The organism is Paucibacter sp. Y2R2-4 (assembly GCF_025717535.1).
Taxonomy (GTDB): domain Bacteria; phylum Pseudomonadota; class Gammaproteobacteria; order Burkholderiales; family Burkholderiaceae_C; genus Paucibacter_A.
Genome location: NZ_JAJIRO010000002.1, coordinates 927,450 through 945,717 on the forward strand (window position 1 = coordinate 927,450; position 18,268 = coordinate 945,717).

At 63.1% G+C, this 18,268-nt stretch carries 22 protein-coding genes; 16 read left to right on the forward strand and 6 right to left on the reverse strand.

The features are described from left to right. Positions 1-53: 53 nt before the first annotated feature. Positions 54-383 (reverse strand): preprotein translocase subunit YajC, encoded by a 330-nt coding sequence (gene yajC / locus LNV06_RS10970; protein WP_263538278.1) that lies wholly within the window; start codon positions 381-383, stop codon positions 54-56. Between the two features lie 207 nt (positions 384-590). Here yajC and LNV06_RS10975 point away from each other — a divergent pair, with 207 nt between their 5' ends. From LNV06_RS10975 to LNV06_RS11005, 7 genes are all read left to right on the forward strand, one after another. Then, positions 591-1,532 (forward strand): dihydrodipicolinate synthase family protein, encoded by a 942-nt coding sequence (locus tag LNV06_RS10975; protein WP_263538279.1) that lies wholly within the window; start codon positions 591-593, stop codon positions 1,530-1,532. Positions 1,533-1,617: 85 nt separating this feature from the next. Continuing rightward, a complete protein-coding gene (locus tag LNV06_RS10980; RefSeq protein WP_263538280.1) occupies positions 1,618-2,310 on the forward strand; it encodes a GntR family transcriptional regulator in 693 nt (230 codons plus the stop codon). A gap of 30 nt (positions 2,311-2,340) precedes the next feature. Further along, on the forward strand, positions 2,341-3,309 hold the full coding sequence (locus LNV06_RS10985; RefSeq protein WP_263538281.1) for a 4-hydroxyproline epimerase: 969 nt from the start codon (positions 2,341-2,343) through the stop codon (positions 3,307-3,309). Continuing rightward, positions 3,306-4,454, forward strand: coding sequence for an NAD(P)/FAD-dependent oxidoreductase (locus LNV06_RS10990; RefSeq protein ID WP_263538282.1), 1,149 nt, complete (start codon positions 3,306-3,308; stop codon positions 4,452-4,454). Before LNV06_RS10985 ends, LNV06_RS10990 begins: the two co-directional genes overlap by 4 nt. Next, positions 4,451-4,714, forward strand: coding sequence for a (2Fe-2S)-binding protein (locus LNV06_RS10995; protein ID WP_263538283.1), 264 nt, complete (start codon positions 4,451-4,453; stop codon positions 4,712-4,714). Before LNV06_RS10990 ends, LNV06_RS10995 begins: the two co-directional genes overlap by 4 nt. After that, positions 4,711-5,973, forward strand: a complete 1,263-nt coding sequence (locus LNV06_RS11000) for an FAD-dependent oxidoreductase (RefSeq protein ID WP_263538284.1) — start codon at positions 4,711-4,713, stop codon at positions 5,971-5,973. The genes LNV06_RS10995 and LNV06_RS11000 overlap by 4 nt, the downstream gene beginning before the upstream one ends. Positions 5,974-6,110: 137 nt before the next feature. Continuing rightward, on the forward strand, positions 6,111-6,893 hold the full coding sequence (locus tag LNV06_RS11005) for a DeoR/GlpR family DNA-binding transcription regulator (RefSeq protein WP_263538285.1): 783 nt from the start codon (positions 6,111-6,113) through the stop codon (positions 6,891-6,893). A gap of 10 nt (positions 6,894-6,903) precedes the next feature. On the opposite strand, the gene LNV06_RS11010 is transcribed toward LNV06_RS11005, so the two are convergent. Next, a complete protein-coding gene (locus tag LNV06_RS11010; protein ID WP_263538286.1) occupies positions 6,904-8,040 on the reverse strand; it encodes a rhodanese-like domain-containing protein in 1,137 nt (378 codons plus the stop codon). 248 nt (positions 8,041-8,288) lie between these two features. After that, complete coding sequence (locus tag LNV06_RS11015) at positions 8,289-8,501, reverse strand: hypothetical protein (RefSeq protein ID WP_263538287.1); 213 nt, start codon at positions 8,499-8,501, stop codon at positions 8,289-8,291. Positions 8,502-8,788: 287 nt separating this feature from the next. On the opposite strand from LNV06_RS11015, the gene LNV06_RS11020 reads away from it, so the two are divergent. Continuing rightward, a complete protein-coding gene (locus tag LNV06_RS11020) occupies positions 8,789-9,349 on the forward strand; it encodes a thymidine kinase (RefSeq protein WP_263538288.1) in 561 nt (186 codons plus the stop codon). A 56-nt stretch (positions 9,350-9,405) separates the two neighbouring features. Here the strand turns inward: LNV06_RS11020 and LNV06_RS11025 are convergent, their stop codons facing one another. From LNV06_RS11025 to LNV06_RS11035, 3 genes are all read right to left on the reverse strand, one after another. Beyond that, positions 9,406-9,642, reverse strand: a complete 237-nt coding sequence (locus LNV06_RS11025; RefSeq protein WP_124454629.1) for a hypothetical protein — start codon at positions 9,640-9,642, stop codon at positions 9,406-9,408. A gap of 221 nt (positions 9,643-9,863) precedes the next feature. Then, positions 9,864-10,622, reverse strand: coding sequence for an enoyl-CoA hydratase/isomerase family protein (locus LNV06_RS11030; protein WP_263538289.1), 759 nt, complete (start codon positions 10,620-10,622; stop codon positions 9,864-9,866). A gap of 81 nt (positions 10,623-10,703) precedes the next feature. Further along, the gene (locus tag LNV06_RS11035) at positions 10,704-11,426 is read right to left on the reverse strand and encodes an ArsR/SmtB family transcription factor (protein ID WP_263538290.1); all 723 of its coding nucleotides are present in this window, start codon (positions 11,424-11,426) and stop codon (positions 10,704-10,706) included. A 52-nt stretch (positions 11,427-11,478) separates the two neighbouring features. Here LNV06_RS11035 and LNV06_RS11040 point away from each other — a divergent pair, with 52 nt between their 5' ends. The 8 genes from LNV06_RS11040 (at position 11,479) to LNV06_RS11075 (ending at position 18,257) form a co-directional block, all read left to right on the forward strand. Further along, on the forward strand, positions 11,479-12,600 hold the full coding sequence (locus LNV06_RS11040; protein WP_263538291.1) for a cytochrome P450 family protein: 1,122 nt from the start codon (positions 11,479-11,481) through the stop codon (positions 12,598-12,600). Then, positions 12,597-12,956 carry an antibiotic biosynthesis monooxygenase family protein gene (locus LNV06_RS11045; RefSeq protein WP_263538292.1) on the forward strand — a complete coding sequence of 120 codons (360 nt, stop codon included), beginning with the start codon at positions 12,597-12,599 and terminating at the stop codon, positions 12,954-12,956. Before LNV06_RS11040 ends, LNV06_RS11045 begins: the two co-directional genes overlap by 4 nt. A gap of 102 nt (positions 12,957-13,058) precedes the next feature. Beyond that, a complete protein-coding gene (locus tag LNV06_RS11050) occupies positions 13,059-13,511 on the forward strand; it encodes a CreA family protein (RefSeq protein WP_263538358.1) in 453 nt (150 codons plus the stop codon). A gap of 136 nt (positions 13,512-13,647) precedes the next feature. Beyond that, entirely contained in the window at positions 13,648-15,708 is a 2,061-nt protein-coding gene (gene fusA / locus LNV06_RS11055; protein ID WP_263538359.1) for an elongation factor G, read from the forward strand. A 52-nt stretch (positions 15,709-15,760) separates the two neighbouring features. Further along, positions 15,761-16,387: a hypothetical protein gene (locus LNV06_RS11060; protein ID WP_263538293.1), complete on the forward strand. Its 627-nt coding sequence runs from the start codon at positions 15,761-15,763 to the stop codon at positions 16,385-16,387. Positions 16,388-16,797: 410 nt separating this feature from the next. Beyond that, positions 16,798-16,992 carry a hypothetical protein gene (locus LNV06_RS11065; protein WP_263538294.1) on the forward strand — a complete coding sequence of 65 codons (195 nt, stop codon included), beginning with the start codon at positions 16,798-16,800 and terminating at the stop codon, positions 16,990-16,992. 48 nt (positions 16,993-17,040) lie between these two features. Next, positions 17,041-17,298 carry a hypothetical protein gene (locus tag LNV06_RS11070; RefSeq protein WP_263538295.1) on the forward strand — a complete coding sequence of 86 codons (258 nt, stop codon included), beginning with the start codon at positions 17,041-17,043 and terminating at the stop codon, positions 17,296-17,298. Between the two features lie 116 nt (positions 17,299-17,414). Next, positions 17,415-18,257 carry an HDOD domain-containing protein gene (locus LNV06_RS11075; RefSeq protein ID WP_263538296.1) on the forward strand — a complete coding sequence of 281 codons (843 nt, stop codon included), beginning with the start codon at positions 17,415-17,417 and terminating at the stop codon, positions 18,255-18,257. Positions 18,258-18,268 lie beyond the last annotated feature (11 nt).

Consider the following 18,268-nt stretch of genomic DNA (forward strand, 5'->3'; position numbering starts at 1 on the left):
CGGGTTGCCGCCTGTCGCGGCGGCTTGGCAACAATGCCGAATCTCGGCTTGGCTTAAGACTTGATGGTGCCCTTAGGCAGGACTTGAACCACCGCGCCGCGCTGCACTTGCAACTCAACACCTGCGGCCACTTCCAGCGTCAAGTAGCTCTCGCCGACCTTGCTGATCTTGCCCAGCAGACCGCCGGAGGTCACGACCTCGTCGCCCTTGGCGATGGCGTCGATCATGGCCTTGTGTTCCTTTTGACGCTTCATTTGCGGACGAATCATCACAAAGTACAGCACCACAAACATCAAAACCAGCGGCAACATGCTCAGCAGGCTGGACTCAGCACCACCGGCGGCAGCCGGGGCGGCCTGGGCAAAAGCATTGGAAATAAACACAGCAAATCCCTTTGGAATGAAAACGTCGCCCTGCACACGGTCCACAGACACGGGCGCGGCGGTCGAACAAGCGGCGGATTGTAAGCGCCAGGGCTGAGGGCACTCGATCACCCTCGGCCCCCGACTTACCCGCAGCCATCTGGGGTTGACAGGCCCGCTTCGCAAGGTTATCGTTAAATATATTAACGGCATACCAACGGAGATCCCATGAGCGCCAAACCCCTGCCCCAAGCCCGCCCCGAACTGCCACGCTGGAAGGGCATCTTCCCGGCCGTGACCTCCAAGTTCAAGCCCAACGAAGACCTCGACGTGGCCGAGATGGAGCGCCACTTTGAATTCTTGATCGCCAACGGCGTGGACGGTCTGGTCACCGGCGGCTCGCTGGGCGAAGCCAGCACGCTGACGCTGGAAGAAAAGCTGGAAGTCGCCGCCACCGCCGTGCGCGTTTCTGCCGGCCGCGTGCCGGTGCTGGCCAATGTGTCGGAAACCAGCACCCGCAATGCGCTGCGCTATGTGGAAGGTGCCAACCGCATTGGCGTGCAGGGCTTGATGCTGATGCCGGCCGTGCTCTACCCGGCCGACACCCGCGAAGCCATCACCAATGTGCGCACCATCGCCGACGCCGCCCAGCTGCCGGTGATGATCTACAACAACCCCGTGTCTTACCGCGTCGACCTGAAGCCCGAAGACATGGTGGAGCTGGCCGACTGCGAATGGCTGGTGGCCATCAAGGAATCGACCGACAACATCCGTCGCGTCACCGATTTACGCAACACCGTGGGCGACCGCTACCAGCTCTTCATCGGCGTCGATGACCTCAGCTTCGAAGCCCTGGCCCTGGGCTGCGATGGCTTGCTGGCCGGCCTGTGCACCGCCTTCCCGGCCGAAACCGTGGCCATCTACAAGCTGATGCAAGCCAAGCGCTATGACGAAGCGCTGAAGATCTATCAGTGGTTCATGCCGCTGCTGCACCTGGATGTGAGCGCCAAGCTGGTGCAAAACATCAAGCTGGCCGAGACCATGGCCGGCGTCGGCAATGAGAACGTGCGCCGCCCGCGCCTGCCCTTGGCCGGCGCCGAGCGTGAGCGCGTCATGGCCATCATCCAGCACGGCCTGGACACCCGCCCGGACCTGAGCCGTTTGTTCTGAGCTTTGTTCTGATCTAGGGCGAGAGGCGCCCCAAGCCGGTAAAACCCGGGCCGTCAGTACGGCCTGGGCCTGCGATGATGTGCCCATGAAGAAAACTGCAGCACTCAAGGCACCCGCCGAAGCGCCCATCGCCGCAGGCGAACCCGACAAGCGCCGTTTTGCCGACCAGGCCTACGACACCTTGGAGTCCATGATCTCGACCCTGGCCCTGAGGCCCGGCGCGCCAATCGTAGAAGCCGAGTTGATCGAGCACACGGGCCTGGGTCGCACGCCGACCCGCGAAGCGCTGATGCGCTTGGTGGCCAGCGGCTTGATCGTGCAACAGCCACGCCGCGGCCTGCTGGTCAGCGACATCCGCCTGGCCGAGCACCTAGACCTGCTGGAAGCCCGCCGTGTGCTGGAGCGTTTGATTGCCTCTACCTCCGCGCGCCGCGCCACCCCGCAGCAGCGTCAAGACTTGTTGGTCTGTGCTCAGCAAATGATCAAGGCCAGCGAAGGCTCGGACTTGGGCGCCTATATGTCCGCCGACCAGGCGCTCGACCATGTCAACCACGCCGCCTGCCGCAATCCTTTTGCAGTGGCGGCCGTGATCCCCATGGCCATCCAGTGCCGACGCTTTTGGTACGCCTATCAACACCAAGGCGATATGAGCGAAGGCGCGCGCTGCCATTTGGCGCTGGCCCAAGCGATTGCCGAGGGCGAGCCCAACGCGGCTGCCGCCGCCTCGGATGCCTTGATGGACTATTTACGCTCCTATGCCCAGGCGGTGATCGCCTGACACATTCCCCCCTCACACTGCGCCACAGCCATGCGATTCATTGACTCTCACACCGGCGGCGAGCCGACCCGCATCCTCATTTCCGGTGGCCCGGATCTGGGCTCGGGCAGCATGGCCGAACGGCTGGCAAGCATGCGCGATCAGCACGACGGCTGGCGCAGCGCCTTGGTCAATGAGCCACGCGGCTCCGATGTCTTGGTCGGCGCAATGCTGTGCGAGCCGGTCGACCCCGCCAGTGCTTGCGGCGTGATCTTCTTCAACAATGTCGGCTATCTGGGCATGTGCGGCCACGGCACCATCGGCTTGGTCGCCACGCTGGCCTATCTGGGCCGCATCGGCCCGGGCGAGCACCGCATCGAAACCCCGGTCGGCGTGGTCACCGCCCGCTTGGCCGCCGACGGCGGCGTCACCGTGGCCAATGTGCCCGCCTATCGCCACGCCAAGGCGGTGGCGGTGCAAGTGCCGGACCACGGCCAGGTGCATGGCGATGTGGCCTGGGGCGGCAACTGGTTCTTCCTCTGCGAGGACCATGGCCTGACGCTGACACTGGCGCATGCCGAAGCACTGACCGATTTGTCATGGCGCATTCGCGAAGCCCTGACCGCGCAAGGCATCACCGGCGCCAACGGGCAGTTGATCGATCACATCGAATTGATCGGCCCGCCCCAAGACCCCGCCAACCAAGGCCGCAACTTTGTGCTTTGCCCCGGCAAAGCCTATGACCGCTCGCCCTGCGGCACCGGCACCAGCGCCAAGATCGCTTGCCTGGCCGCATCGGGCAAATTGGCGCCGGGCCAGATCTGGCGCCAAGAAAGCGTGATCGGCAGCGTGTTTGAGGCCAGCTACCGCGTCGATGCGGCCTCCACAGCGGAGGGCCAGGTCTTGCCCTCGATCTCGGGCCGGGCTTTTGTGAATATGGACGCCACCCTGGTCTTCCAACCCGGCGACCCTTTCGCCTGGGGCATTTCAAGCGACTCGCGCGCGGGCGCTGCAGTTTGAGCACCGCGCAGCTGAAGCAGCGCCGCAATGCCGATGTCTTGATTGTCGGCGCCGGCATCATTGGCGCCGCCTGTGCGCGTGAGTTTGCGCGCCAGGGACTCTCAGTTGCGGTGATTGAGCCCGGCGCCTTGGGCGGCGGCGCCACCGCCGCCTCGATGGGTCACCTCTTGATCGTGGACGATGAGGCCGGCGGGGCTGACGCCGAATTCAAACTGACCCTGCGTAGCCAGCTGCTCTGGGCCGAATGGCTGGCCCAGGCCCCGCACCACGCCGAACAAGCCGAACACCAGCGCTGCGGCACGCTCTGGATCGCGGCCGACGCCGAAGAGCTCACCCTGGCCGAGCGCAAGCAGGCCTGGTATCAGCAGCAAGGCCTGACTGCAGAGATGCTGGACGCCACCGAGTTGGCGCGCGCCGAACCGCTGCTGCGGCCAGGCCTGCGCGGCGCCCTGCGGGTGGCCGACGATGCCCGCGTCTACCCGCCCAAGGTGGTGGCCCGCTGGCTGGAAGAGGCACGCGCCGAGATCATTGACGGCGAGGTCGAGAGCTTCGACGGCAGCAGCGTGCGCCTGCGCGACGGTCGGCAGCTCTGGGGCGCAATGACCGTGCTCTGCGCCGGCCTGGCCAGCCAACGCTGGCTGCCCGAGGGCTGGCTGCTGCCCAAGAAAGGCCATCTGGCCATCACCCAGCGCGGGCCGCAAACCGTCAAACACCAATTGGTGGAGCTGGGCTATATCAAAAAGGCCCATGTGCTGGATGCGGACACCGTGTCTTTCAATGTGCAGCCGCGTCCGGGCGGGCAGCTGTTCATCGGTTCCTCTCGCCAATTGGGCGCGCAAGCTTGCGCCGATCGCGCACTTGACCCGTTGATGCTGAAACAAATGCTGGGCCTGGCTTGCGACTATGTGCCGGCCCTGGCCGAAATGAGCTTGCTGCGCTGCTGGACCGGCGTGCGCCCGGCCAGCCGCGATGGCCAACCGCTGATTGGCGCCCACCCCGATTTACCGCGCGTCTGGCTGGCCTGTGGGCATGAAGGCCTGGGCATCACCACCTCGCTGGCAACGGCTGAGTTGCTGGCCGAGCTGGCCCTGGGCCACCCCACCACCCTGGATGCCAGCGCATTTACTCCCTCACGATTCGCATGAACGCGCCCCTGCTCACCCGCCAACTCACCGTCCACATCAACGGCCAGCCCTGCCAGGTGCCGGTCGGCTGCAACGTTGCTGCGGCCTTGGCCCACGCCGGCTTGAGCGGCACACGGCGCTCAGTCGGCGGTGAAGCGCGCGCTGCGTTTTGCGGCATGGGCCAATGCCAGGAATGCCGCGTCCGCATTGATGGAACACCGAATTGCCTGGCCTGCATGACGCCCAGCCTCGACGGCATGCGCATCGAGACCGAAGCATGAGCACACAGCATCAGGCGGATGTCATTGTGGTGGGCGCCGGCCCGGCAGGCATAGCCGCAGTCCAGCAATTGCTCCAAGCCCAGCAGCGCGTCATCTGGATCGACCAAGGCCTGCGCCCCGGCGGTCAGATCTGGCGCGCTGGCCCGCCCCAGCCTTGGGCGCGAACGCTGCAAACTCTGCTGTCCAACCCCTTGCTGCAACAGCTCAGCGGCTATGCCGTGATTGCCGTTGAGGGCCTGGCCGACTACCGGCTGCGCTTGCAAAACCTGCAGCAGCCTCAAGCGCCGGGCATTTCAGTGCAAGCGCCGCAAATGCTGCTGGCCCTTGGTGCCCGAGAGCGCTTCTTGCCATTCCCGGGCTGGACCCTGCCCGGCGTCAGTGGCGCGGGCGGCCTGCAGGCCTTGATCAAGAACGGCTGGCCGATTGCCGGCCGCCGCGTGGTGCTGGCGGGCTCCGGCCCATTGCTGCTGGCCTCGGCCGATACCGCAAGAGCTGCTGGCGCGGATGTGCTGTGTGTTGCAGAACAAGCGCCTCGCCAAGCCTTGGCCAGCTTCGCGGCGCGATTGCCGCTGGCCAAAATGGCCCAAGCGCTGGGGCTGGGATGGCGTTTGCGCGCCATCCCCTATCGCCCTGGTGCCTGGGTAAGCCGCGCGCTGGGCGAAGGCAAGTTGGAGGCGGTGCAACTCAGCAATGGCCGCGAGCAATGGGAGCTGCCCTGCGATGCGCTGGGCGTCGGCTACGGCCTCTTGCCGAATATCGAATTGGCCGAACTGCTGGGCTGCCGCATGGAGTTTGGCGCGATTGCGGTGGACGACGACCTGCAGACATCTTTGCCCGGGGTATTTGCTGCGGGCGAATGCACCGGCATTGGCGGCGTCGACAAGGCCTTGCTGGAAGGCCAGATCGCCGCGCTGCGCCTGCTCGGGCAATCAACCGAGCAGCTCCAAAGACAACACAGGCAGGTGCTTCGCTTTGTTGAACTGCTGCGCAGCCGCTTTGCCCTAAGGCCCGAGCTGCTGCAGTTGGCTGAGGCCAAGACCTTGGTCTGCCGCTGCGAAGACGTCAGCCTGGGCGAGCTGAAAGGGCAGCGCAGCTGGCGCGATGCCAAGCTGCAAACCCGCTGCGGCATGGGGGCCTGCCAGGGGCGAATTTGTGGTCCTATTACCGAAACCCTGCTTGCTTGGCCGGCCGGCAGCAGCGGGCGCGGGCTGCGAGCCCCCTTGCAACCGACACCGCTGCATTGCCTGCTGGACGAATGAGCCGATTGATTCATCAAGCTTCGGCAAAACCGTCATCGCTGCGTCATGCAAAAAGTCCTTAATGGCCGACTCGCTCGAGCCCACCGAAGACCGCTTCGGACGCGGGCCGTTTGTGCTGCGCATTGACGATAGAAGCCATGTGGACCCCAGAACGTCACGACAAGATCATTTCACTGCTGAATGAAAGACAACGCCTGACCACCGACGCCTTTGCGCTGGAGCTGGGCGTCTCCAAGGAGACGGTCCGGCGTGACCTGATTGAACTGGAAGCCCATGGCAAGCTCAGCCGGGTTCATGGGGGCGCGGTCCCCTGCATCCAAAGTAGCGAGACTCAAGCCGAGGCCAGCTACCAAGAGCGGGTGCGTTTGCATCAGCCGGAAAAGCAAGCCATTGCCCGCGCTGCCGCCAGCCTGATCCGCGCCGGCAGCTGCTGCTTCATCGACGCAGGCTCTACCACGCATGCACTGGCGCAGAGCCTTTTGCAGAACGGCCGCGATCTTCGCGTCATCACCAATTCGGTCGAAGTGGCGCGCACCCTGTCGGGCAGCAGCGAGATTCAAACCCATTTGCTGGGCGGTCAGCTGCAAACCGATGTGCCGGCAACCTCGGGGGAGTTCACCGTCAGCGAAATCACCCGCTTTCACGCAGACTTCGCCCTGATTTCACCCACGGCCCTGAACCCCGAACATGGCGCCTTGGACTACGCTTGGCATGAAGCCCATGTGGCGCGCGCTATGTTGTCGCGCGCGCGCAGTTGCATCATGCTGGCCGACGCCAACAAGCTGGGCAATGGCAGCCGCTTGCAAATCTGCCCGCCTACCGCGATTGACGTCCTGGTGACCGACGAGCGCGCCGACGCCTCTATGTTGGAACGCCTGCGCAATGCCGGCGTCAAACAGACGATTTGCGCGCCGAGCTAACTCTGCAGACTTACTGAGTCTCGACCGGCAGATTGGCGGCACGCCATTCCGGGAAACCACCACGGAACCAGTGGACCTTGGTGTAGCCGGCCTTGACGGCGGCGTGGCTGGCCTTGAAGCTCTTCCAGCACTCGGGGCCATTGCAGGCGAACACCAGTGGCGCACTCTTGTCCGCCGGCAGTTTGCTCAAGTCGAACTTGTCCTCATCGGCCTTGAAGTCAGCCTCCTTGGCGCTCTTCTCAACATAGGGCACCAGCTTGGCGCCAGCCGCGTGGCCAGCCTTGAACTCGGCGTCGTTGCGGGTGTCGATGTACTGTGCGCCGGTCTTCATCAATTGCGCCACCGCCGCGGCCTCAACCACGGTTGCGCCAGGCAGCAAGCGCGGCGTGAAGTAACCTAGAGTCGACACATACTCAAATGCATTGGCAGCCACCGCTTGCAACTTCAAGCCCGCTGTCGCCGGCAAATTGCTACCCAGCGCCGCGCGCAAAGCCTCGGGCTGCAGGCTCGACCCGGGCTTGATGGCCACGGCCAAGCCGGGCACCACCTTGCTCTGCATCACCATCTTCAGCGGCTCGCCTGCAGCCACCCAGCGGTCAAACACCGCACGTTCCACTGCCACCACGTCACAGCGGCGAATTTGCAGACAGACCAGCAGCGCGTCTTGATAGCGGCTTTCGGTGATGGCACCGAAGTGCCGCTTGATGGTGCTGTTGCTCGCATTGACCTCGCCGCGCAGCAAATAGGTCACCACGCTGTCCTGTTGCGGCAAACCCAGGCGCTTGCCGGCGGCGTCGCCGAGGCTGGTGATGGGGCTGCTGGTCGGAGCGACCAAGACGGCCTGCACTGATTTATCGACGCTCCCCACTGGCACATAGCCATAGCGCACCGCGCTACCGATCACATGGGCAGGCGCCACAAACACATCGTACAAACGTGAACGGGTCGCACCGAGGTCGGCCGCTGCATCGGTTGAGGGATTGATCGTCAGACCAGCCGCGCGCTCGCGTCGCAGCGACTGCTCGACCGCGGTCTTCCAAACATTGAACACGGCGTAGCGGGACTGCTCGCCCTGATCACCGGGGTTGACCAACACGCTGAGGCCTTCAGCATGCGCCGCGCCAGAAGCGAGCGCCAATGCCGCCATCACAGCCCGCCCCTGCCCGAACAAACGCGCAGGCCAAGCGGCCCAAGCCCGCGAAAAATTCGCGAAGGTCGAGAAACTCCGGCGCGAAGCGGAAGACGAGAAAGCGGCGAGGTCATTCATAGACACGGAGTCTAGGCCAAGGCATGCACCCTGGCACGCAGACCCGCACCTGACGTGCGCTTTATCACGCCTCAGCCTGCGCGCGCGGCAGCAAGGACGCTGCCACGCCACCCCAAGGGACGTTCAGCTCAAACGCTGTCTTTGGGTTTAGCGCAAGCCGGCTTGCACACCACTTCGGTGCGGCCCAGAACACGCTTGGATTGCAGACTGCTCGGCGTGCGGTGCTTGCCGCACTTGAAGCAGGAGCGGGTATGTCCGCTGCCAAGAAAAGGTGAGCCGCCCAATTTGGACTCGTAACGCAGGCCGTTGTCGCTGACGCTTGTGTAGGTGTCTTTGCTCATTGCCATCAATGGTTAGCCTAGCCGACCCGCCACGCGAGGGGCGCAACAGATCCGGATGCCCTTGTGTGCTGCAATTGCTTGCAGTCTCCTTACCCTCTATTCCGATAGTAGGCGGCGAAAGTGAGTTTTGGCTACCTCGCTTGCCCGAGGTTTTGTCATATTTACGGTCCGGCGCACCACTGAGTTAGGGGATTACCAGCGCCTCTGGCCTGCAATGACGATGTTTACGAATGATTGCGACAATGGCGTGACACTCAAGCCTCGCTCGGCTGCATCCAAACTGACCCATGGCCAAACTGTTTTTTCGTTACGCGGCAATGAACGCCGGCAAGTCCACCGCTCTGCTGCAGGTGGCCCATAACTATGAGGAACGCGGACACCGGGTTCGCTTGTTTTCGGCCCAGGTCGATGATCGCTATGGGCTGGGCTTGATCACATCCCGGCTCGGGCCGCAGCGCGAAGCCGAGCTGTTCGGCCCTGACACCGACTTCCTGGCGCTGAACGCGGCTCAGGCTGGCGTGGCTTGTTTTTTGATCGATGAAGCTCAGTTCTTGAGCAAGACTCAGGTCTGGGCCCTGCATGAATTGGCCCATACCCACAATTTGCCGGTGATTTGCTACGGTTTGCGCACCGACTTCCAGGGTGAGCTCTTCCCCGGATCGGCCAGCCTGCTGGCCTTGGCGGATGAGATGGACGAGATGAAGACCATCTGCGATTGCGGCCGCAAAGCCACCATGAATATGCGTGTGGACGCCAACAACCGCAAGGTCACCATTGGCGACCAAGTGGAGATTGGTGGCAATGCACGCTACCGCGCGGTCTGCGGGCGTTGTTTCAGGCTCGCCTGAATCTCTGCCCACAAAGAAAAAAGAAGCCCGAAGGCTTCTTTTTTGGGGCGCTCTGCTTAGGGCTTGGCCAACTGCTCGTCGAGTTCCTTGCAACTCGGCGCGCAAACCGGCTGTGATTTGCCCAAGAGCTTCTTGGACTTCAGCATCGCGCGAGGACGATGCTTGCCGCACAAAAAGCAAGACATGGTTGCTGCACCAAAGGATGAGGTCGCCGCGAAAGGCGAGCCCGGTGCTTTAGAGCGGTAGCGAAGACCATCGGCTTCGATGGTCGTTTTAGTACTGTCCTTGGCCACGTCGGTCCTGATAGTGAGTTAGTAATAGCTCGCCGCACAGCCTCGACCTTTTCACGGGATCAAATGCATATGCAAATTGGCGGATGCGCTATTTTCGCCTATTTGCAGGCCACTCTCCCAACTGATGCACGGGCCAGCCCCCGAGAGAGAGGGAGGGGATACCCCTATTTCCCTGTTTTTGAGCTGCTTTTGCCCTCTCAAAAGCCCCAATAGGGTGCAGCTCAGCGGCCGACAAAGCGCGGCGGCCGGCGCGCTTGCCAGGCCGCAACGCCCTCGGCCAGGTCTTGCGATGCATTGGCCCGCGCCAGATCGCGCTGCAGGGCCGTCACATCGAGCGCGCCCCGGGCGATGGCATTCAGATGCTGCTTCATGCCCAAGAGCGCCAGCGGCGCCATGCTCAGCAACTCATTCAAATGGGCCTCAATAGCCTGATCCAAGGTCGCCACGTCATCCAACAACTGGTCCAGAAAGCCCGAATCCTGCATTTGCTGCGCATTCAAGGTGGCGCCGGCCAAGAGCACCCGTTTGGCCCATTGAAGGCCCAAACGGCTCACATAGCGCTCCAGCCCGCCTTGGTAAAAATGCAAGCCCAGGCGCGCGGCCGGCACAAACATCTCGCAAGCCTGTGCGCCCAGGCGGAAGTCGCAAGCCAAGGCCAGATCGGTGGCACCGCCGTAGACCCCGCCCTGGATGCGCGCCACGGTGATGGGGCGTGCCGCCTCCCAGGCATTGCTCAGGCTTTCAAACAAGGCGCCCGCATCGACACCGGGCACTGCATCGATATTGAAGCCGCTGCAGAAATGCTTGCCCTCGCCGCTAAGCAGCAAGACTCGAACCGAGCTGTCTTCATTGACCTGCTGCAGTTGCTGCTGCAGGGTTTGCAAGTCGACCAATTCCAAGCGATTGGCCAAGCGCGGCCGCCGCAAGGTGATGCGGGCGAGCGGTCCGTCGATGTGGAGCAAAGGAAGAAGACCAGGCATAGCACAGGCAGTTGATCAGCATGCTGCGCAGTCTAGTCCTTGCCCTTGAGTCATCAGCACTCAGCGTGGGGCATGTGGACATCAAACCGGCGACTCGCCCAGCAGTCGATGCAAGCCCGCCTGACCGCGGCGCGTCAGGCGCAATGCCCGGCTGTCCAAGTCGGACTCGATCCATTGCCGCTGCATCAGGGTCTGCAGGCAAGCGGCACCGAGAGCGCCGCCAAGATGCGGGCTGCGCGCACTCCAATCCATGCAAGCACAAGCCAGCAAGCGCCGCCGCTTACCCGCCAACAAGCTGGCCATATCCAGCCCCAATGCAGCAAAGCCATCGACTCCCGCGTCACTGAGGCGGTAGGCCCGAGGTCTATCCTCATCATCCAATAGCCACCCCTCGCGACGCGCGTGGTCGTGCAAACGCACCGCCCAAAGACCGGCCCAATGGTCATAGCAACGCCGCGCCTCGCGCAAGTGTTGGGGTGTGCTGGGTTCAAAAGCTCGGGCAGGCGCAGTAGATCGCCCGGCCAAAACCAGCATGGACTCCAGGGCCGCGGCGACCTCGGCATCGGCCAAGCGAAAGTAGCGATGCCTTCCTTGCGACACACAGGACAGCAACCCCGCCGCCAGCAGACGCTGCAAATGCGCACTCGCCGTTGATGCGGCCACATCAGCGAGGGCCGCCAATTCCGTGGCGGTCCGGGCGTGGCCGTCCAACAAACTGCAGAGCATTTTTGCTCGCGCGGGCTCGCCCATGCTGAGCGCAATCTCGGCCAAGGCCGCATCGGCAAATCGTTGTTGAACATCCATGTTTCGATCGTAGCCGAAGCATTACTGCTGGCCAGCGAAGACACTGCCGGACATGAACTGCCCATACAAACCAGCGCCAGCGCTACATGCCTTGAATGCCGCCCAATCGGCAGATTTGGCAGCCATGCAAGCCTTCTACCAAGGCCTGAGCAGCCAGACCGGCTGCTACCCTGCCCCAGACCAAAGCTATTGGATCGCTGCCGAGCCCAGCAGTGTGCGCCGCGCTCTGATGCACCTGGACTTGGGCGTTCGCCCGCCCGGCCAAGCCGTGCCAGAGCACCTGCTGGGCAGCCAGCTCGGCGGTACTTTTGCCCAGTGGCTGCGCATGCGTGAAGACGCTCGCCATGCCCCTGAAAAGGACGCGCTGTTGACGATCTTCAAGACGCAAACCTTGAAAGCCGAATCGATCGAGCGAAGCACGCGTCGTCAAGCCCGCCAAGCGCTGAACCTGGGATGGTCGCACTGGCAGTGGGCCAGCTTGCCGGCCACTGTGGGAGAACTGCTCGGAGTGGCCATCCACAACCCAGAGGCACAGCAGCGTCTGTTGCAGGACTTGCGCGCCATTGCCCGAGCTTTGCAGCCGCTGGCAGAGCGACAGACGATTCAAGCCGCCGATCAAGCCTGCGTGGCCTTGCGCGAAGCGCTGGGGAGTCACACCGAGGCTCCCCTGTGGAAGGCCTTGCAAGCCCAAAGCCGAGTGATCGCCGACACGCATGCCCAAGCGCTGAGCCTCCTCTGGCAAAGCTACGAGGCTGGCGCGGCTTTGTTGGGCCAAGCCTTGCTAACGCTGGAACTCAATAGCACCTTGTTACTTGAAGACGCATTGACCTTGTTGAGGCAGCAGTCGAATGACCCTGGGGCTTTTCACCACACCCGCCGCTGGGCGCAGCAAGACTGTGAAGTTGAAGGTGCCTTCTTGAAGCAAGGCGTTGCCGTGCTGCTGCTCTTGGTCGGTGATGCAAATGACCTGGCCTTTGGGCATGGGCGTCACCAATGCCCCGGCGAAAGTCTCGCGATGCAAATCGGCGCCTGCGCTCTTCAAGAAGCTCAGGCGTTTTTTCAAGCAGACCGACTGGCGCTATCACCGCCCACTTTGCTGGGATTCGAAAACTTAGCCAATGCCCGGATTCCGATTCTGGCAACCCCCGCCGCAAAGAAAGAAGACCACTCATGATCGCCGTCATTTTTGAAGTGGAGCCCGCCGCGGGTCAGGCCGAGCAGTATCTGCAGCTCGCCGCTGATTTGCGGCCCTTGCTGGTGGGTATTGATGGCTTCATCAGCATCGAGCGCTTCAGCAGCCTGAGCCAACCGGGGAAATACCTGTCGCTGTCTTTCTGGCGCGATGAGGCGGCCGTCCATGCCTGGCGCAATCTTGATGCCCATCGCGCCACCCAAGCCCAGGGCCGAGGCCAGGTTTTTGAAGACTACCGCCTGCGTGTCGCCCATGTCTTGCGGGACTATGGGATGCAATCGCGAGAGCAAGCCCCGGCTGACAGTCGCCGTGCGCATGGCGGCCCGAAGGACTGCTGAGTGCGAGCGCCGTCATCGAAGAATCGCCAGGCCCTGCTACGCTGAGTGCCCACACAGGAGCCTCTCATGCAGCAGAAATGGACCCGCCGGTTGACCGCCTCGATGGCTCTGACCTTGATCTGGCCGAGCTGTGCGATCGCTGGCGACAAAGTTGGCGAGGTCGACACGGTGTTCAAGTGGATAGGCCCGGACCACAAAATCGTCGTTGAAGCCTATGACGACCCCAAGGTGAACGGTGTGAGTTGCTATGTCTCGCGCGCCAAGACCGGCGGGATTTCGGGTGGCCTGGGCTTGGCCGAGGACAAATCCGAAGCCTCGATTGCTTGCCGCCAGACCGGCCCCATCAGCTTCGACAAAGCGCTGCCTCGCCAAGAGGAAGTGTTCAGTGAACGCGCGTCCTTGATCTTCAAGAAACTGCGGGTCGTTCGCATGGTGGATGCCAAGCGCAACACGCTGGTTTACCTGAGCTATTCGGACCGAGTGATCGAAGGCTCGCCGCAGAACAGCGTCACGGCGGTGCCGGTCGAGCGCAGCCAGCCCATTCCAGTGAAGTAGGGCAAGGCCACTGAAGTCGCGCCCCGCTTCAGCACTCGCATAGGCGCCTCTTGTAAGCCAAGGCCGCATCCTCTACGCTGAGAGTTCAGCCAAGGAGCGCGCCACCATGCCTCACTCAAGCGACCTCAGCCCAGAGATGCCAAGGGGGCGCGCCGCGCCTGAGGCCCTCGTTGCTTCGAAACGCAGCTTGGCCTTGATGGGTCCGGCAGGTGCTGGCAAGACCTTGCTGCTGGAGGCGCTGCTGCAGCGCGCCGGCAGCATCAGCGTTGCCGGCAGCATCGAGCGCGGCAATACGGTCAGCGACCATGACCCGCTGGAGCGCAAGCTGCAGCATTCGCTTTATGCCTCGGTCGTACACATGGACCACCAAGGTCTGCGCCTGCATGTCGTCGACACACCCGGCGGATCAGACTTCATTGGCCAATCACTGCCGGCCTTGGAGGCAGTGGACACGGCGGTGTTGGTGCTGAACGCCCAGCACGGGCTGGAGTTGATGGCCAGCCGCATGCTCGAAGCCGCCGGCCAGCGCGGGCTTTGCCGCATGATCGTGATCAACAAGATCGACGCACCAGACCTCGATTTGCCGGGCTTGCTGGAACAGATTCGCAGCGCTTTTGGGCGCGAGTGCCTGCCTCTCAATCTGCCCGCCCAAGGCGGCAGCCAAGTGCTGGACTGCTTCTACAACATCATCGGCCAGGCCGACTTCTCCTCGGTGGGCCTGGCCCATCAGGCCTTGGTGGAGCAGGTGGTGGAGGTGGACGCCGCATTTGTTGAGCGTTACCTGAACGAAGGCGATGTCGACCCGCGCGAGTTGCACGCGCCTTTGGAACAAGCGCTGCGCGAGGGTCATTTGATTCCGGTCTGCTTCACCTCGGCGCGCAGCGGCGCCGGTGTGGCGGAGTTGTTGGACGTGATCGAGCGCCTGCTGCCCAACCCTGCGGAAGGCAATCCGCCGCAGTTCCTGCGCGGCGAAGGCGCCGAGGCGCAGCCTTTGCGGTCTCTGCCCGACCCCGCCACCCATGTCTTGGCCCATGTCTTCAAGATCATCAGCGACCCTTATCTAGGCAAGATGGGCCTGCTGCGGGTGCACCAAGGCACGCTGACGCGCAACAGCCAACTCTTCATCGGCCATGCGCGTAAGCCCTTCCGACTGGGACATTTGTTCCTCTTGCAGGGCGCCAAGCATGTGGAGGTGGATCAAGCGCTGCCGGGCGAGATCTGCGCCATTGCCAAGGTCGACGACCTGCACTTTGATGCGGTCCTGCATGACGCGCCGGAGGATGCGCACATCCACCTGAAGGCACTGGACTTCCCGCAGCCGGTGCACGGCTTGGCGATCAGCCCGGCGCGCCATGGCGACGAGCAACGCTTGTGGGAGATTTTGGGTCGGCTGGTGGAAGAAGACCCCTGCTTGCGCATCGAGCACAGCAGCCAAACCAAGGAGACGGTGGTTTATGGCCTGGGTGAGTTGCATCTGCGCATGCTGCTGGAGCGACTGCGCGAGAGCTACAAGTTCGAGGTACTGACGCAGCCGCCCCGCGTGGCCTATCGTGAAACCGTGTCATCGGCCGCCGAAGGGCATTACCGGCACAAAAAACAAAGCGGTGGCGCCGGTCAGTTCGGTGAAGTCTATTTGCGCGTGGAACCGCTGCCTCGCGGCCAGGGCTTTGAGTTTGTCGACGCCGTCAAGGGCGGTGCGATTCCAGGCCAGTTCATGCCTGCGGTTGAAAAAGGCGTGCGCGCGGCGCTGGAGCGCGGCGTGGTGGCCGGCTATCCGCTGATCGACCTGCGCGTGACCGTACTCGACGGCAAACATCACTCGGTGGACAGCAAGGAAATTGCCTTCGTCACCGCCGGCCAACGCGCCTTGGTGGCGGCCGTCAAAGAAGCGCGCCCGCAGGTGCTGGAACCCATGGTTCATATTGAAATCAGCGCGCCCGAACATGCGGTGGGCGACATCACCGGCGATCTGGCCGCCCGGCGTGGTCAGGTCAATGGCACTGCCAGCGCCTTACCTGGCACGCTGATCGTGCAAGGCTTGGCGCCGCTGGCCGAGTTGGCCAGCTATCAAACACGCTTGAACGCGATGACCAGCGGTCAAGGGCGCTACACCGTGCTGCTTTCGCACTACGAGGCGGTGCCGCCCAACACGCAAAACCAGCTGATGGCGGCCTACAAAGTCAGCGACGAAGAGTAGTCGCCAAGGCCCTCGAGTTAGCGCCGGATCAAGGGCCCTTTATCATTGGCGAATGTTATCCGCCCCCCTGGACGTCGCGCAGGTCCGTTTGGACAACGCGCTACTCCTGTTCGAAGAGTTCGTCACCGCCACCGTCAAGCAACCCGATGCAGCCACCTTGCGGGGGCTGGAGCGGCGCTTTGCCGAGCGCCTGCAGATCCAGCCCAGCTATTGGAGCCAGATCAAGGGCCGCTCGCGCCAAATTGGCGAGCGCCTGGCCCGGCAGTTTGAGCAAAACTGCCACAAGCCCGCCGGCTGGATGGACCAGCCGCATACCGCGGCCGCCAACAAGCCCAGCGCACAAGCCCGCGCCGAACAAGACGCCACACCCAGCGTGCCGCAGGACGACGATGAACGCTTCATCGTCGGCCTGGTGCTGACCTACTACCGCCGTCATCCACAACGCGCCCGCACGCGATTGCTGGACCTGCTCGGCGAAGTGCTGACGCCGCCCACTGCTGCAGCAGCACCAGCTCCGGCAACCACAAGCAAAATACCGCAGAGCAAACCCCTGCTCCAGCCGAGCCCGTCCAAAACCCCCGCTGACTCCAGTAAGCCCAGCCAGGGTGGCGCTGCGGAGTTGGATGAATGGCGCCGCTTGCAACAAGGCATCGCACCGCTGAAACCGAAGAAGCGCTGACATCAAAGCCACAGGGGGGAGCCATCCCCCTAGTTTCTTTATCAAAGCTTGATAAAAGTACTTGCGCAAGATAAACAATCGTTTATCATTTGCGCAAGTCGCGGCGCTCACCGCCTCGGCGAAACCCGCGTCATCAATGCCTCAACCGGGCGCGAGCGCTAGCACCAGGCCCATCGGCGCCTGAGCAGAGAGCGCCAAGCCCAGCCCACCCGGTCCCGCCGGGTCTGATTCCAAAAAGTCGCAGTTTGCTTGCCCGCCGGGGCACCGGCCAGGTGAGCCGCTGCATGCCCAAAACGGCCGCCCCAGGGGCCAACAACGTTCCCGTCCGCCGCCCGGCCATTTCAAGCTCGGCGGTGAAGCCGCCGCATGGCTGTTCGCCACCGCGCTGTCCACTTGTTCAGGAGTTTCTTATGCCTCAGTTCACCGCCCCACGCCCGTCCCATCTGAATCTGCGCAAACCGCGCAATCCCTTGGTCGCGCATGCCTTGATGCGCCAAGCCGGCAAGCATGGCCAGCAAAAGCTGGGCAGCTCGCAACGCCAAGCCGCCAGGCGCGACCTGCAAAAACAAAGCCAGGAATTGATGCTGCCCGACCGCAGCGCATGAATTGACCGGCCCCGCGGCAACGCCCGGCGGCCCGCACGGAGAACCATCATGAGATTGAGAGACTTGCACGGCCCCCACTACAGCCGGGCCGAATTCGAAACCAGCCACCTGCTCTGGCGCTTGCGCCTCAGCCATTGGCTCTTGCGCAGCAGCGCCTTGCTGACCCGCCTGGCCGTGCGCTTGAGCCTGAGCCGCAGAAAGGCTCCGCCGGAGCTGGAGTTTTACGCCGAAGCCGGCGCGCCCGAGGGCGCCCTGTACGCCGACGGGCATCGAGTCGCTACCTTGCCGGGCATCCAGCGGCTGTGAGTCCAAGCCTGCGCCGGCATGCCATACCGTGAATGGTTAGGCATTGCCGGTGCTTTTCACTGGACTGAAGGCTGCCCTCTGGTACTAGGATCAGCCTAAAGCCGAACCTAACGACCATGTCAGCCTCCATTGCCCTCATGCCCATGCACCAAGCCCCACCGGACTTGGCCAGCTGGACTGCCTTGTTCTGCAATGCCGAGATCCCTGTTTTGGCCGAGACCGCCGAAGCCTTGGAGTTGCTGCGCGAGAACGAGGACGCGACCGACGCCAACAGTCTGGGCGAAATGATCGCCACCGATCCGCTGATGACGCTGAAGGTCTTGGCCTATGCCGCCAATCACCGCTCCAGCCGTTTGATGACCGACGCCGAGACCGTCACCGCCGCCTTGGTGCTGATGGGCATCACGCCATTCTTCCGAGAGTTTGGCGAGCAACCGACGGTCGAAGCCAAGTTGGCCGCACAGCCCTATGCGCTGGACGGCCTGCAACGCGTACTGCGCCGCGCCGATCGGGCCGCGCGTTATGCCTTGGCTTTTGCGGTGCACCGGCTGGACCCGGATGCCGCCGTGATCCATAGCGCAGCGCTCTTGCACGACTTCGCTGAGATGCTTTTGTGGATCAATGCGCCGGAACTGGCACAACAGATTCGCCAAAGGCAACAGGCCGATCGCCATCTGCGCAGCACCGCCGTTCAACGCGAGGTCTTGCACATTGAGTTGGCCGATCTTGAGCAAGCCCTGATGCAAGCCTGGCGTTTGCCTGAGTTGCTGCGCCACATCACCGACGACAAACGCGGCAATGATCCGCAGGTGCAATGCGTCAAACTGGCCATTCGCCTCGCCCGCCACACGGCGGACGGCTGGGATGATGAAGCCGTACCCGATGACTTGTGCGAAATCGCCAGTCTGCTGAATCTGAGCGCCGAAGCCACGCTTAAACTGCTGCACGAATTCGACTGAACTCGTCGCAA

Bases quoted from the DNA above. Each gene is read 5' to 3' on its own strand.
- LNV06_RS10985 (WP_263538281.1), top strand. From the start codon at position 2,341: ATGCGATTCATTGACTCTCACACCGGCGGCGAGCCGACCCGCATCCTC.
- LNV06_RS11020 (WP_263538288.1), top strand. From the start codon at position 8,789: ATGGCCAAACTGTTTTTTCGTTACGCGGCAATGAACGCCGGCAAGTCC.
- LNV06_RS11030 (WP_263538289.1), bottom strand. From the start codon at position 10,622: ATGCCTGGTCTTCTTCCTTTGCTCCACATCGACGGACCGCTCGCCCGC.
- LNV06_RS11070 (WP_263538295.1), top strand. From the start codon at position 17,041: ATGAGATTGAGAGACTTGCACGGCCCCCACTACAGCCGGGCCGAATTC.
- LNV06_RS11045 (WP_263538292.1), top strand. From the start codon at position 12,597: ATGATCGCCGTCATTTTTGAAGTGGAGCCCGCCGCGGGTCAGGCCGAG.
- LNV06_RS11005 (WP_263538285.1), top strand. From the start codon at position 6,111: ATGTGGACCCCAGAACGTCACGACAAGATCATTTCACTGCTGAATGAA.
- LNV06_RS11015 (WP_263538287.1), bottom strand. From the start codon at position 8,501: ATGAGCAAAGACACCTACACAAGCGTCAGCGACAACGGCCTGCGTTAC.
- LNV06_RS11010 (WP_263538286.1), bottom strand. From the start codon at position 8,040: ATGGCGGCATTGGCGCTCGCTTCTGGCGCGGCGCATGCTGAAGGCCTC.
- LNV06_RS10995 (WP_263538283.1), top strand. From the start codon at position 4,451: ATGAACGCGCCCCTGCTCACCCGCCAACTCACCGTCCACATCAACGGC.
- LNV06_RS11050 (WP_263538358.1), top strand. From the start codon at position 13,059: ATGGCTCTGACCTTGATCTGGCCGAGCTGTGCGATCGCTGGCGACAAA.
- LNV06_RS11035 (WP_263538290.1), bottom strand. From the start codon at position 11,426: ATGGATGTTCAACAACGATTTGCCGATGCGGCCTTGGCCGAGATTGCG.
- LNV06_RS11000 (WP_263538284.1), top strand. From the start codon at position 4,711: ATGAGCACACAGCATCAGGCGGATGTCATTGTGGTGGGCGCCGGCCCG.
- LNV06_RS11075 (WP_263538296.1), top strand. From the start codon at position 17,415: ATGTCAGCCTCCATTGCCCTCATGCCCATGCACCAAGCCCCACCGGAC.
- LNV06_RS10980 (WP_263538280.1), top strand. From the start codon at position 1,618: ATGAAGAAAACTGCAGCACTCAAGGCACCCGCCGAAGCGCCCATCGCC.
- LNV06_RS10975 (WP_263538279.1), top strand. From the start codon at position 591: ATGAGCGCCAAACCCCTGCCCCAAGCCCGCCCCGAACTGCCACGCTGG.
- LNV06_RS11040 (WP_263538291.1), top strand. From the start codon at position 11,479: ATGAACTGCCCATACAAACCAGCGCCAGCGCTACATGCCTTGAATGCC.
- LNV06_RS11060 (WP_263538293.1), top strand. From the start codon at position 15,761: ATGTTATCCGCCCCCCTGGACGTCGCGCAGGTCCGTTTGGACAACGCG.
- fusA (WP_263538359.1), top strand. From the start codon at position 13,648: ATGCCAAGGGGGCGCGCCGCGCCTGAGGCCCTCGTTGCTTCGAAACGC.
- LNV06_RS11065 (WP_263538294.1), top strand. From the start codon at position 16,798: ATGCCTCAGTTCACCGCCCCACGCCCGTCCCATCTGAATCTGCGCAAA.